This is a genomic window from Burkholderia sp. Cy-637, from assembly GCF_011753175.1.
GTDB classification, from domain to species: domain Bacteria; phylum Pseudomonadota; class Gammaproteobacteria; order Burkholderiales; family Burkholderiaceae; genus Burkholderia; species Burkholderia gladioli.
In genome coordinates, this window is record NZ_VWWC01000047.1 from 1 (window position 1) to 13,416 (window position 13,416).

The 13,416-nt window shown below is 68.1% G+C and carries 14 protein-coding genes; 2 read left to right on the top strand and 12 right to left on the bottom strand.

From position 1 onward, the window contains the following. Positions 1-118: 118 nt before the first annotated feature. Complete coding sequence (locus F3J10_RS15050) at positions 119-1,981, bottom strand: tetratricopeptide repeat protein (RefSeq protein ID WP_025097005.1); 1,863 nt, start codon at positions 1,979-1,981, stop codon at positions 119-121. An 88-nt stretch (positions 1,982-2,069) separates the two neighbouring features. Here F3J10_RS15050 and mutM point away from each other — a divergent pair, with 88 nt between their 5' ends. Next, a complete protein-coding gene (gene mutM / locus F3J10_RS15055; RefSeq protein WP_013699414.1) occupies positions 2,070-2,897 on the top strand; it encodes a bifunctional DNA-formamidopyrimidine glycosylase/DNA-(apurinic or apyrimidinic site) lyase in 828 nt (275 codons plus the stop codon). Positions 2,898-2,904: 7 nt separating this feature from the next. Continuing rightward, positions 2,905-4,020 (top strand): A/G-specific adenine glycosylase, encoded by a 1,116-nt coding sequence (gene mutY / locus F3J10_RS15060; protein ID WP_167242392.1) that lies wholly within the window; start codon positions 2,905-2,907, stop codon positions 4,018-4,020. A gap of 81 nt (positions 4,021-4,101) precedes the next feature. Here the strand turns inward: mutY and F3J10_RS15065 are convergent, their stop codons facing one another. The 11 genes from F3J10_RS15065 to kdsD all read right to left on the bottom strand — a co-directional run bounded on the left by F3J10_RS15065 (position 4,102) and on the right by kdsD (position 13,406). Further along, positions 4,102-4,737, bottom strand: a complete 636-nt coding sequence (locus F3J10_RS15065; RefSeq protein WP_025097002.1) for an LON peptidase substrate-binding domain-containing protein — start codon at positions 4,735-4,737, stop codon at positions 4,102-4,104. Between the two features lie 32 nt (positions 4,738-4,769). Next, a complete protein-coding gene (gene rapZ, locus F3J10_RS15070) occupies positions 4,770-5,663 on the bottom strand; it encodes an RNase adapter RapZ (RefSeq protein ID WP_167242393.1) in 894 nt (297 codons plus the stop codon). 110 nt (positions 5,664-5,773) lie between these two features. Continuing rightward, complete coding sequence (hprK, locus tag F3J10_RS15075) at positions 5,774-6,742, bottom strand: HPr(Ser) kinase/phosphatase (protein WP_013699410.1); 969 nt, start codon at positions 6,740-6,742, stop codon at positions 5,774-5,776. A 125-nt stretch (positions 6,743-6,867) separates the two neighbouring features. Next, complete coding sequence (locus F3J10_RS15080; protein WP_025097001.1) at positions 6,868-7,380, bottom strand: PTS sugar transporter subunit IIA; 513 nt, start codon at positions 7,378-7,380, stop codon at positions 6,868-6,870. A 213-nt stretch (positions 7,381-7,593) separates the two neighbouring features. Continuing rightward, on the bottom strand, positions 7,594-7,959 hold the full coding sequence (gene raiA, locus F3J10_RS15085) for a ribosome-associated translation inhibitor RaiA (protein WP_013699408.1): 366 nt from the start codon (positions 7,957-7,959) through the stop codon (positions 7,594-7,596). Positions 7,960-8,109: 150 nt separating this feature from the next. Beyond that, a complete protein-coding gene (locus F3J10_RS15090; RefSeq protein ID WP_025097000.1) occupies positions 8,110-9,615 on the bottom strand; it encodes an RNA polymerase factor sigma-54 in 1,506 nt (501 codons plus the stop codon). A 190-nt stretch (positions 9,616-9,805) separates the two neighbouring features. Then, complete coding sequence (gene lptB / locus F3J10_RS15095; protein WP_036036197.1) at positions 9,806-10,582, bottom strand: LPS export ABC transporter ATP-binding protein; 777 nt, start codon at positions 10,580-10,582, stop codon at positions 9,806-9,808. Then, a complete protein-coding gene (gene lptA, locus F3J10_RS15100; protein ID WP_167242394.1) occupies positions 10,579-11,247 on the bottom strand; it encodes a lipopolysaccharide transport periplasmic protein LptA in 669 nt (222 codons plus the stop codon). Before lptA ends, lptB begins: the two co-directional genes overlap by 4 nt. 18 nt (positions 11,248-11,265) lie before the next feature. Then, entirely contained in the window at positions 11,266-11,880 is a 615-nt protein-coding gene (gene lptC / locus F3J10_RS15105; RefSeq protein WP_025096997.1) for an LPS export ABC transporter periplasmic protein LptC, read from the bottom strand. A 3-nt stretch (positions 11,881-11,883) separates the two neighbouring features. Further along, a complete protein-coding gene (locus F3J10_RS15110; protein ID WP_167231217.1) occupies positions 11,884-12,423 on the bottom strand; it encodes an HAD family hydrolase in 540 nt (179 codons plus the stop codon). Beyond that, positions 12,423-13,406, bottom strand: coding sequence for an arabinose 5-phosphate isomerase KdsD (kdsD, locus tag F3J10_RS15115; protein WP_025096995.1), 984 nt, complete (start codon positions 13,404-13,406; stop codon positions 12,423-12,425). Before kdsD ends, F3J10_RS15110 begins: the two co-directional genes overlap by 1 nt. Between the last annotated feature and the right edge of the window lie 10 nt (positions 13,407-13,416).

Genomic DNA, 13,416 nt, shown 5'->3' on the forward strand with positions numbered 1-13,416 from the left:
CGCTGCGTCGCGCAGCCGGCGAGCAGGGCGCCCGCGGCGAGCGTGAGCAGGCCGAGGCGGGCAAGGGATGCGAGAGGGGCGAGCGCGGCGCCCCGGCCCATCGATCGGATCGCGACGCTCACAGGCCCTGTACCTCGAAGCGCTTGAGCGTGTTGACCAGCGTGTCGTTGTCGGGCTCGAGCTTCTGCGCGGCGCGCCAGGCGTCGCGTGCCTTGTCCTGCTGGCCGCTCTTCCAGAGCACCTCGCCGAGGTGCGCGCCGATCTCGGCGTTCGGCTGCAGGCTGTAGGCGCGCGAGAGGATCTTCTCGGCCGTCGCGTTGTCGCCCAGCCGGTACTTGACCCAGCCGAGGCTGTCCATGATGAAGGCATCCTTGGGCGCCAGCGCGCTGGCCTTCTCGATCAGCTCGTTCGCCTCGGGCAGGCGCTGGTTGCGGTCCGCCAGCGAATAGCCGAGCGCGTTGTAGGCTTGCGGATCGTTGGGCTGGGCGCGCATCAGCACGCGCAGCTGCTGCTCCATGGTGGTGTACTGGCCGATCTTCTCCGAGGCCATCGCGTAGTCGTAGCGCAGGTCGGGATCGTCGGGGAAGGCGTCGACGGCCTGGGCGAGCCGGTCGGCCGCCTCGCGGTAGCGCTTGGCCGAGAACAGCAGCGAGGCGTCGGTGCGCGCGATCACGGCCGCGTCGCGCGGATCGTTGACCTGCAGGCCCGCCAGCACCTTGCGCGCGTCGTCGACCTTGCCCTGCTTGGCGAGGATCTGCGCGCGCGTGACCTGCGCCGGAATGTAGTGCGGGCTGGCCGGGTCGATCTTGTCGAGCCACTGCGAGGCCTGCGCGTCGTTGTTCTGCTCGACCGAGATCTGCGCGAGGTAGACGTAGGCCTGGCCGACATCGGCATCGGGCAGCTTCTGCGCCGCGTCGATGTACTGCTTCAGGTACTTGGAGGCGTCGTCGAGCTGCTTCTGCTGGATCTTGATCAGGGCCAGCGCCATCAGCGGCGCCGGTTCCTTCGGATCGTTGCGGTGCATGGTCTCGAACTGCTTCTGCGCGTCGTCGAGACGATTGTCGGCCAGGTAGAGCTGGGCCAGCGCCAGGCGCCCTTCGCGCGCCTTGGGGTTCTGCTGCACGTATTTCTCGAACGAGGCCACGCCGATCGCGCGCTCGTCGGGGCCCATCTGCGAGAGCATCAGGGCGGCCGGCAGGTAGTCGGGCTTCAGTTCCAGCGCCTGCTTCAGCGAGGTGACGGCGGCCGGCTTGTCGTCCACGGCAAGCTGCTGGCGGGCGATCGCCAGGCGCGCCTCGGGGCGGATCAGGTCGTCCTTGAGCAGGTGCTGCAGCACCGTCAGGCCGTCCACGCGGTTCGGGCCGCGCGCGATCAGGGCCTGCAGGGCCAGGATCGCGTCGCCGCGGTTGTCGCCGTTGGTGCGGGCCAGCTCGCGGCCCAGCAGCGGCTCGGCGTCGAGCGGCTTGCCGGCCAGCACCAGCAGGGCCGCATCGACCTGGGCCGCGCGATTCGAATCGGGTGCGTACTCGCGCCACAGGTTCGCGGCGGCCAGCGCGTCGGCCGGGCTTTGCGCGGCCAGCGCGATCTCGGTGGCGCGCTGCGCCATCCGCGGATCCTTGGTATCGCGCGCCAGGGCGAGATAGGTCTGGAAGGCGGGCGCCGGCTGGGCGCGTTGCAGCGCGACCTCGGCCGCCAGTACCTGGTAGACGATCTGCGCGCTCAGCGTCACGCCGGGCAGGTCCTTCTTTTCGTCGGGGAAGGCCGGCGAGAAGGCGCTCTGCGTCAGCGCATCGTCGTCGGCCGCGCCGGCCGGCGCGGTGACGGCGGCGCCGGAGGCGGGCGTCTGGGCGTGAACGGGCATGGCGCCGAACGTCCATGCGGCGAGCAGCGCGGCGCCGAGTGCGCGGCGGACCGGGAAGGCGAACGCACGGCGCGCGTGGGCGGCGGGGCGCTTCGAAGACAGCGTCGAGGACAAGGTCATGGAAATCCGTTCGAGGTTTCGGACGATTGTAACGCGCTCGCTACAATACGCGCACCATCGCCCCTAGCCACCCACAGACCACAAAACCATGCCAGAGTTGCCGGAAGTCGAGGTTACACGTCGCGGAATCGAACCCTTCGTCGCCGGGCACCGCGTCAGGCGCGTCGACGTGCGCACCGCGATGCTGCGCTGGCCCGTCCCCGAGAATTTCGCGGCGGCGCTCGAGTCGCGCGAGGTGCTGCGCGTCGAGCGGCGCGGCAAGTACCTGCTGTTCGAGCTCGACGCCGGCTGGTTCATCGTCCATCTCGGCATGACGGGCACCTTGCGCGTGCTGCCGGGCGGCGTCGCGCCCCAGGCCGGCAAGCACGACCATATCGACTGGATCTTCGACGCCTGCGTGCTGCGTTTTCGCGACCCGCGCCGCTTCGGCGCGGTACTCTGGCACCCGCGCGAGCAGGGCGACATCCATGAGCACCACCTGCTCACCAGCCTCGGCGTGGAGCCGTTCTCGCCGGCCTTCACGGCCGCGCTGCTGTACCGGCGCACGCGCGGGCGCACCGTTTCGGTGAAGCAGGCGCTGCTGGCCGGCGACATCGTGGTCGGGGTCGGCAACATCTATGCCTCGGAAAGCCTGTTTCGCGCCGGCATCCGGCCGACCACGGCGGCTGGCCGGGTCTCGCTGCCGCGCTACGAGCGGCTGGCCGAGGCGGTGCGCGCCACGCTGGCCGACGCGATCGAGCGCGGCGGCAGCACCTTGCGCGATTTCGTCGGCAGCAACGGCGAAAGCGGCTATTTCCAGCTCGACTGCTTCGTCTATGATCGCGCGGGCGAACCGTGCCGCGTATGCGGCACGCCGATTCGCCAGATCGTGCAGGGCCAGCGGTCGACCTATTTCTGTCCGAATTGCCAGCGTTGAAAACATCTTGAAACCCCCACGTACCCAAGCGGCGCCGGCCGCGCCCGCGACACCGCTCGAAGCGAGCTTCGCCACCCGCCTGATCGCCTGGCAGCGCGAGCACGGCCGCCACGACCTGCCGTGGCAGAACACGCGCGATCCGTACCGGATCTGGCTGTCGGAAATCATGCTGCAGCAGACCCAGGTATCGACGGTGGTGCCTTATTACCAGCGCTTCCTCGAGCACTTCCCCGATGTCGCCGCGCTGGCCGCCGCGCCGGCCGACCAGGTGATGGCGCTGTGGGCCGGGCTCGGCTACTACACGCGGGCGCGCAACCTGCATCGCTGCGCGCAGGTGGTGATGAACGAGCATGGCGGGCGCTTTCCCGAATCTCCCGAGGCGCTCGCCGAGCTGCCCGGCATCGGCCGCTCGACCGCGGCGGCGATCGCCTCGTTCGCGTTCGGCGCGCGCGCGCCGATCCTCGACGGCAACGTCAAGCGCGTGCTGGCACGCGTGTTCGGCGTGGAGGGGTTCCCGGGCGAAAAGCGCGTGGAGAACGGGATGTGGGCGCTGGCCGAGCGGCTGTTCCCGCGCGAAGCCGATGATGCCGGCATCAGCGCCTACACGCAGGGGCTGATGGATCTCGGCGCGACCTTGTGCGGGCGCGGCAGGCCCGATTGCAAGCGCTGCCCGTTCGCGGCCGACTGCGTGGCCAATACCACGGGCCGGCAGCGCGAACTGCCGGCCGCGCGCCCGAAGAAGGCGGTGCCGACGCGGCGCACCTGGATGCTGGTGCTGCGCGACGGCGACACGGTGCTGCTGGAGCGGCGCCCGCCCACCGGCATCTGGGGCGGCCTCTGGAGCCTGCCCGAGGCCGACGGCGACGCGGCGGCCCTGCAGCGCGTGCGCGAATTCGGCGCCGAGGCGGTGATTCCGCTGGCGCCGTTCACGCATGTCTTCACGCATTTCCGGCTGGAGATCGAGCCGCGCATCGCCGACATCGGCGCGGCGCAAGCGGCGGGCGGCATGCTGGTGGCGGCCAGCGCCGATACCGAATGGGTGCCGCTGGCGCGGCTCGACGCCTATGGCCTGCCGGCGCCCGTGCGCAAGCTGCTCGACAGCCTGAGCGGGCCGCTGATCTGAGAAGAGGGAAGATGGGCGCGGCGCGCCGACGGGCGCCGCGCGAGCTTGAAGGGGTAGCCGAGCCTGGCGCGGGCCTGAGCCTCAGAGCCAGTCGTGACGCTTGAGCACCTGATGCACGGCGTCGATGCGCGCGCCCACGTCGGGAAACTCCATCAGCTTCTGCCGCATTCGCAGGTCCAGCGGCAGCACCTCGGCGAGGCGATTCGCAACCCAGCTCGGCTCGTCGAAATGGAAGGGCTCGAGAAACGGCAGCTCGCCCGACTTCACGTTGCGCAGCGCCTCGATGATCCGTTCCAGCACTTCCGCGCAGGCGCCGAACTGCGCGATCGACAGTTCGCCGTCGAGCGGCTGGTCCTCGGGCAGCGGCTCGGCGATGCCGACCAGCAGCCCGTTCGATTCGACGCGATGCGAGAGCAGCTCGAAACGCTGGGTGCCGACCGTGCGCAGCAGCAGCATGCCGAATTCGCCGGTATCGCATTCGATGATCTCGGCCATGCAGCCGATCGTCTCGGGCACCGCCACTTCATCGTCGTGCGCCACCTCGGGCCCGCTCTTGAGCAGGCAGACGCCGAACGGCAGCTTCTCGCGCAGGCAGGCGCGCGCCATGTCGACGTAACGCGCCTCGAATACCTTGAGCGGCAGCAGGCCGCCCGGAAACAGCACCGTGTGCAGCGGGAACAGCGGCAGATCGACGAGCCGCGTCGAAAGCGAGGACATGCGCAGCCTCCTGGAGAGGTGCGGCTCGGGCCTTAGCTGACGAGCCGCGATGACGCCTCGGCATTCACCGGTGCGTCACGATGCCGCACAATCACGTTCGCCTGCTGCGACAGACGCGCGGCGAGCGTCTCCGCAATGAACACCGAGCGATGCTGGCCGCCCGTGCAGCCGATCGCGACCGTCAGATAGCTGCGGTTGTCGTCGCGGAAATGCGGCAGCCATTTGACGAGGAAGCTCTCGATGTCGTCGATCATCTGGTGGACGATCGGCAGCGCATCGAGGAAAGCGATGACGGGCTGGTCGAGCCCGGTCAGCGGCCGCAGTTCGCGGTCGTAATAGGGATTCGGCAGCGCGCGCACGTCGAACATGAAGTCGGCGTCGAGCGGCACGCCGCGCTTGAAGCCGAAGGATTCGAACATCAGCACCAGGGCGTCGTTCTGCTGCTCGATGAAGCGTTTCACCCAGGTACGCAGCACGTTCGCGCGCAGGTTGCTGGTGTCGATCTCGTGGCCGAAGCCGGCCAGCGGCGCGACCAGCTCGCGTTCGCGCTCGATCGCCTCCTCCAGCGAGGACAGCAGGCCGACATCGGCGTCATGCGAGGGCGAGCCCGACAGCGGGTGACGGCGGCGCGTTTCCGAGAAGCGCTGGATCAGCGCCTGGGTGCTGGCATTGAGGAACAGCACGCGCACGTCGTGATGCTGCGACAGCTCGCGGATCAGGCCGGGCATCTCGTCGAGCGAGCCGCTCGAGCGCGCGTCGATTGCCACCGCCAGGCGGCGTTGGCCTTCGTCGGCGATATAGCGGACGAGCTCGGGCAGCACGCGTGGCGGGAGATTGTCGACGCAGTAATAGCCGGAGTCCTCGAGCGCGTTGAGCGCGACGGACTTGCCGGAGCCGGAGATGCCGGTGATGAGGACGATGCGCATGGGAAGGCTGGAATCCAGACGGTTCATCATAGCACCGGCTTACCGCCCCTGTATGACAGGGCGGGGCGTGGCATGGTGTGACGGCGCGCGCCCGGCGCGCCGGTTCGGCGCTAGACCAGCTTGCCGGGAAACTGGCTGTCCGGGTCCTGCATGGCCAGCCGCTGGCGGTCCATGAAGTCGCGCAGCGTGTCGATGCCGCGCAGTTGCAGGATCGTGTTGCGCACGGCCGCCTCGACCAGTACCGCGAGGTTGCGGCCGGCCGCCACCTGGATGGTCACCTTGCTGATCGGCAGGCCCAGCACGTCGACGGTCTGGCTTTCCAGCGGCAGGCGCTGGAATTCGCCGTCGGGGCGCCGCACCAGCTGGACGATCAGCTTGAGCTTCATCTTCCGGCGCACCGCGGTTTCCCCGAAGATGGTCTTGATGTCGAGCAGGCCCAGGCCGCGCACCTCGAGCAGGTTCTGCAGCAGCGGCGGGCAGCGGCCCTCGACGAAATCGGGGCCAAGTCGCACGAAGTCGACCGCGTCGTCGGCCACCAGGCCGTGGCCGCGGCTGATCAGCTCGAGGCCCAGCTCGCTCTTGCCGAGGCCGGAATCGCCGGTCAGCAGCACGCCCATGCCGAGGATGTCGAGGAACACGCCGTGCAGCGTGGCGCGCGGCGCGAGGATGCGCGACATGTACAGGCGCAGGCTGTCGATCACGGCGGCGGCCGACATCGGCGTGGTGAACAGCGGCGTGGACGAGCGCGTGCAGCGCAGCACCAGCTCGGGCGGGGCGGCGGCGCCGCCGGCAACCACCAGGAACGGCGGTTCGAGGGCGATCAGCTCGGCCATGTGACGCGAGCGATCCTCGTCGGTCTGGCGCTGGTAGTACTCGATCTCGGCCTCGCCGAGCACCTGGATCCGGTTCGGGTGGATCAGGTTCAGGTGGCCGACCAGGTCGGCGCTGGAGGTCGCATTGCCGACCGTCTCGGCGGAAAAGCCGCGTTCCCAGCCTTCATGCCCCGTCAGCCAGCTCAATTTCAGCATGGCTGCGTTGTCGTCGAAGATGCTCTGGGCGTTGATGCTGGACGTATCCATGGACTGCGTCACTCCAAATGGCCGGTGCGGCGAGGCGTCAGCGCTGCGGCGCCGGGACCGGCTGCGGGCGGGCAGGCCGGGCGGTGGACGCCGCCCGTCGTGGGGCAGCTTCCGCCCGAATCAGCTCAAGGTTGCCATTGAGTGAGGAGTCGATGCAACTCGTGGCGATCCGGTTCGGTATGCAGGCGTTCGCGCGCGTCGCGGTCGGACAGCAGTTGCGCGATTTCGGACAGGATCTCGAGGTGCTGCTGGGTGGCCTGTTCGGGCACCAGCAGGAAGATGAGCAGCGAGACGGGCTGGCCGTCTGGGGCTTCGAAGGGGATCGCCTCGGCGAGGCGCACGAAGCCGGCCAGCGGATGCTTGAGGCCCTTGATGCGGCCATGCGGAATGGCGACGCCTTCGCCGAGACCTGTCGAGCCGAGACGCTCGCGCGCGAACAGGTTGTCGGTGACGATGCTGCGCGCGATGCCGTTCTGATTCTCGAAAATCAGGCCGGCTTGTTCGAACACGCGTTTCTTGCTGGTGACGGAGAGGTCGATGACGACATTCTCCAGTGGCAGGATTTTGGCTAGGCGATTCATGTTGGCAGGCAAGGGGGTGGCCTGGGGTCTCCTCGCGGCGTTGGACGAAGTTTCCATGTCGGGCAGGATGCGAGGCGTCGATCGAGGCAGGCTTGTGTGCACGTCAAGCCGGAGCGCCGACGCCACCCGGTAATAACCCGCACATTATAGAGCACGGACGTTCGCATGGTGCGGCGTGAGCGACCTGGTTCGTACGCCACGCCATGCCGACGTGGAACGAAAAACCGCCCGTCGGAACGGGCGGTTTGGCGGGCGCGCGAGGCGCCGGGCTCATTGCGGCGGCTGTTCGGCCTGGTCGACGATGGCCGGTTGATGCTTGATCGGATCGTGCGCGTGCGTCTGCAGACGTTCCATGTGCTTGACCACTTGGCGGTCGAGCTTGTCGATCAGCAGATCGATCGCCGCGTACAGATCGCCGTTGATGCTTTCGACGAAAATCTCTTTCTTGCCCTTCAGGTGCAGGTTGATTTCCGCACGCTGCCGCTTGTCCTTTTCCTTATGGTTGTCGACCGAGAGGATCACAGTGCCATCAATCACCTGGTCGCTATGCCGTAGCACCCTATCGAGCTTGGTGATCACGTGTTCGCGAATGGCAGGCGTCACTTCGAGATGGTGTCCACTGATCTTCAGGTTCATAGTGCTTCTCCATGCAGGTGACCCCGGCGTATCTACAGGCGGCGTCTGCCGGCGGGAGCGATCTCCGTTGATCGATGCGGAGCGGGCCCCGGGGGCGGACTATGCCTTCGACAGCGCGGTGGCCGGAAAACGCCCGCCGCAAGCAGCGGGCTACAGAGACTTGCGCAGATTCACCGCGGGGATCTTGAGGGCTTCGCGATACTTCGCAACGGTGCGGCGCGCGACCACGAAGCCTTGTTCCGCCAGCAGCTCGGCTATTCGGCTGTCCGAAAGAGGAGATTTCTGGTCTTCGGCTCCTATCAGTTGCTTGATGAGGGCGCGGATTGCCGTGGAAGAGGCAGCGCCCCCGGTATCCGTCGACACGTGTGATCCGAAGAAGTACTTAAATTCAAGAGTGCCGAACGGGGTCAGCATGTACTTGCCGGTTGTCACACGGGAGACAGTCGACTCGTGTAGGCCCAGCGTATCAGCTATTTCCCGCAAAACCAAGGGGCGCATGGCAATTTCACCATGCGCGAAAAAGTTCTTCTGACGCTCCACGATGGCCTGCGCGACACGCAGGATGGTCTCGAATCGCTGCTGGATATTCTTGATCAGCCAGCGCGCTTCCTGGAGCTGCTGCTTGAGCGAACCGGCGCCCGGATCGCCCCGGCTGTTGCGCAGGATATTGGCGTACAGGTGGTTGATGCGCAGCTTCGGCACCACCTCGGGATTGAGCTCGGCGAGCCAGTTCTGGCCGCTCTTCCTGACCATGATGTCGGGCACCACGTAGTCCGCCTCGGTCTTGCCGTAGGCGGCGCCCGGGAAGGGCTCCAGCGAGCGGATCAGCGCATGGGCGTCGCGCAGTTCGTCGTCGTTGGCCTTCAACTGCTTGCGCAGCCGCGTGAAGTCGCGCGCGGCCAGCAGCTCGAGATGCTGCGAGACGATGTCGAGCGACAGCGTGCGCGTGGGGGACGGATCGAGCCGCAACAATTGCAGGCGCAGGCATTCGGATGCCGAGCGCGCGCCCACGCCGGCCGGGTCGAAGCTGTGCAGCAGCGCCAGCGCGGCGCCCAGTTCGTCGAGCTCGACCTCCAGTTCCTCGGGCAGGTCGGTCAGGACCTCGTCGAGCCCCGCGCCGAGATAACCGTCGTCGTCGAGCGATTCGATCAGGAACATCACCAGCGCGCGGTCGCGCGGGCCCGCCTGGGTCACGCGCAATTGCGCGGACAGATGCTCGCGCAGCGAGGTCGAGGCCTCGTGCACCTGCAGCGGCGGGAGGTCGTCGTCGTCGGAGGCGCCCGAGGAGCGGCCGTAGTCGTCGAGATTCCACTGGCCCGAATCGCCGCTGTCGGCGTTGTAGTCGTAGTCGTCGCCATTGCGCGAGTCGTCGCGTTCGCCGCGCTCGCCGGAAGCCTCGCTGCCGTTCGAGCCGCCGCCGTGCATCGGCTCGGGCGTCGAGGAAGGCGGGCTCTGCGCGATCAGCGAGCCGTCGGCGGCCACGCGCAGCGGGCTCGCGATCCATTCGTCGTTCTCGAGCAGCGGATTCTGGGCGACGGCCATCGCGACTTCCTGCTGCAGTTCGAGCGTCGACAGCTGCAGCAGCCGGATCGACTGCTGGAGCTGGGGCGTGAGCGCGAGGTGCTGCGACAGGCGAAGTTGGAGGCTGGCTTTCATGGCAAAAAGGAATCGTTACCTGAAGTTTGCCACGTAGGCGGCGCGTTGCGGGAGGCGGGATGATACGAAGCGCGCGATGCGCCGGCCCGTGCGTGGTCGCCGGGACGGCGCACGGAGCTTGCGACCGGGCGCGGATGCCCGGCGGGCCGGCAGGCGGGGCGGCGCCGGGCACGCGGCGCCACGCGCCGGCTTACATGCGGAAATGTTCGCCGAGATAGACGCGGCGGACGCTTTCGTTCTCGATGATGTCCTGCGGGGCGCCGGCGGCTAGCACCGAGCCGTCGCTGATGATGTAGGCGTGGTCGCAGATGCCGAGCGTCTCGCGCACGTTGTGGTCGGTGATCAGCACACCGATGTTCCGTTGCTTCAGGAACTTGACGATCTTCTGGATCTCCAGCACCGCGATCGGATCGACGCCGGCGAAGGGCTCGTCGAGCAGGATGAAGCTGGGGTTGCTGGCCAGCGCGCGGGCGATCTCGACGCGGCGGCGCTCGCCGCCCGACAGCGACAGCGCCGGGTTGTCGCGCAGATGACCGATCTGCAGCTCGTCGAGCAGGGCCTCGGCGCGCGAGGTGATCTCGTCCTTGCCGAGCAGCTTGCCGTTGTCGCCGTGCTGCAGCTCGAGCACGGCGCGGATGTTTTCCTCGACGGTCAGCTTGCGGAACACCGAGGCTTCCTGCGGCAGGTAGGACAGGCCCAGCGAGGCGCGCTTGTGGATCGGCAGCAGGCTGATCGGGCTGCCGTTCAGCGAGATGTCGCCGGCATCGAGCGGCACCAGGCCGACGATCATGTAGAAGGAGGTGGTCTTGCCCGCGCCGTTCGGGCCGAGCAGGCCGACCACCTCGCCGCTCTTCACGTCGAGGGACACGTCCTTGACGACGGTGCGCGAGCCGTAGCGCTTCTTCAGGTTGCGGACCACCAGCGAACTGGTGGTGCCGGCTGGCTGGCGGTTCGGCAGGGCGTTCACGGGTTCGGCTCCTGGATCGAGTTCGACGGCGCGAGCGTGGCGCTCGCGCCGTTGAGCGGGGCCGGGCCGCCGTTCTTGGGCGACAGCATGGCGCGCACGCGGCCGGTCGGATTGCCCGGCGCGGCCACGTCGTTGCCGCCCTTGGCGGTGTAGAAGTCACGCTGGCCGTCGTAGGTGATCACGCTGCCGTGCACCGTGTCGGACACCGTCGTGAGGCCCTGCAGGCGGCGCACCGTGGCATCGCGCGTGAGCGTGGTGAGATCCTGCTTGCCGTCGTAGTCGATGCGCTCGGCATCGCCGTCGATGTACTCGTCGAGGCCCTCGCGCTTCTGGCGGAACGAGGCGTGCTTCTTGCTGCCCGGCGCCATGGTGGCGGTCGCGTACTGGTAGCCCTGCGGATCCTGGCGCACCTCGACGCGGTCGCCCTTGATCAGGATCGTGCCCTTCGTGATCACGACATTGCCGGTCGCGACCGTGACCTGCTTCAGGTCGTCATAGGTCAGGTTGTCGGCTTCGACGTTGATCGGCTTGTTCTGGTCCGCCTTTTCCGCATGCGCGAGCGACACGGCGCCGGGCAGCGCCAGCGCGACGAAGGCCGCGGCAAGCCCGGCGCGGACAGCGCGCCGCGCGCCGCCGATGAAAAAACTAGGGAACGATTCGTTCATGCAGTCACGCAAGCTGGGTTACTTGGATTGGCCGGAAGGGCCGCCGGACACGTCGGACGCGGCGATCGTGCCGCGGACGTTGCCGTACAGGTCGATGACCCGGGTGACATTGTTGTACTTCATGCCGTTGGTCGCATTGGCGATCGACAAACCGCGCTGAAGTTTAACCGGCTTTTCGGTCTCGATCACATCGTCGTTGACGAGCACGCGGAAATGTTCGGAATCGGCTTCCATCGGCGGATCGCCGGCGCCGGCCGCGCGCAGGATCCTGGCGTCGTCGTAGAGATCGACGATCGACACGTCGCCGTTGACGGTGCCGCGCCTGGAGGTGGCCGTGACCACCGGCTTGCCGGGCTGGAACGCGCGCATCGCCGGCTGGGTGAGCTGGCTGGTCTCGTCGTCCTCGTAGTGGATCAGCTTGGCGGCCGTCAGCCGGTACTGGGTCGCGCCCGACTGGTCGAGCTCGGTGACCGAGAAGTTGTCGGCGAAATAGTCGGGCGAATGCGTCTTCGGGCGCGCCACCGCCTCGCCCGGCGGCGGCAGGGTGGCCTGCAGCAGCCAGTAGGTGACGCCGGCCAGCGCGGCCAGCGCGAGGATCGGCAGCAGCGAGCTCAGGTGGAGGCGGGGGAACATGCGTCAGGCTCCGAGCGCGGCGGCCAGCAGGGCCTCGTAGCGGCCCTGGGCGCGCAGGATGGTGTCGACCACCTCGCGCGCGGCGCCATGGCCGCCGCGTGCCTCGGACACCCAGTGGGCGCGCGCGATCACGTCGGGATGCGCGTTGGCCGGCGCGGCCACGAAGCCGCAGCGCGCCATCACGCCGAGGTCGGGCCAGTCGTCGCCCATGTAGCCGCATTCGTCGGACTTGAGGCCGGTGGCCTGCAGCAATTCGGCGAAGGCGCTGAGCTTGTGCTCGACGCCCTGGTACAGATGGCTGATCCTCAGTTCCTTGGCGCGCACCGCGACGATCTCCGAGCGGCGCCCGGTGATGATCGCGGTGTCGATGCCGGCCTCGCGCAGCAGCTTGAGGCCGTGGCCATCCTGGGAGTTGAACGACTTCATGGTGTCGCCGGCGGCCGTGAAGTGCAGGCCGCCGTCGGTCAGCACGCCGTCGACATCGAAAATCATCAGCTTGACGCGGCTCGCGCGTTCGGCGGCCGTGGCGGGAGCAGCGGACATCAGATCACCTTTTTCGAGAACAGGTCGTGCATGTTGAGCGCGCCGATCAGCACGCCGTCGGCATCGGTCACCAGCATCTGGTTGATCCGATAGCGTTCCATCAGTTCCACGGCCTCGACGGCCAGGTGATCGGGGGCGATGCTGCGCGGGTGGCGCGTCATCACGTCGGCGATCGGCAGGCGGCGGAAATCGCCGTCGCGCTCCAGCACGCGGCGCAGGTCGCCGTCGGTGAAGATGCCGGCCACGCGGTCCTGCTCGTCGATCACCACGGTCATGCCCATGCGCTTGGCGGTGATCTGGAACAGCGCGTCGGAGAGCGTGGCGGTGAGGCGCACGGTCGGCACCTCGTCGCCGGTGCGCATCACGTCGCGCACGTGGGTCAGCAGGCGCCGGCCCAGCGAGCCGCCCGGATGCGAGCGCGCGAAATCGTTGGGACCGAAGCCGCGCGCGTCAAGCACCACCACCGCCAGCGCGTCGCCCAGCGCGAGCGCGGCGGTGGTGCTGGCGGTCGGCGCGAGGTTCAGCGAGCAGGCTTCCTTCTCGACGCCGGCATACAGGTGAACATCGGACAATTGCGCGAGGCTCGACTGCGGCCGGCCAGTCATGGCGATCAGCTTGGCGCCGAGCCGCTTGATCAGCGGCAGGATCGCGACCAGCTCCTCGGATTCGCCCGAATTGGAGATCGCGATGAAGACATCATCGGCCGTTACCATGCCCAGGTCGCCATGGCTGGCCTCGGCCGGATGCACGAAGAAGGCGGGGGTGCCGGTGCTGGCCAGCGTCGCGGCGATCTTGCGCGCGATATGGCCGGACTTGCCGATGCCGGAAACCACCACGCGCCCGCGGCAGTTCAGCAGCAGGCCGACCGCGCCGACGAAGCCGCCATCGAGCTGGTCACGCAGTGCGCGTACGGCGTCCGCCTCGATGTCGAGCACGTCGCGGGCGAGCGCGAGCGCCCGGTCATCATTGATTTTCGCTATCATGCGCGGAGTA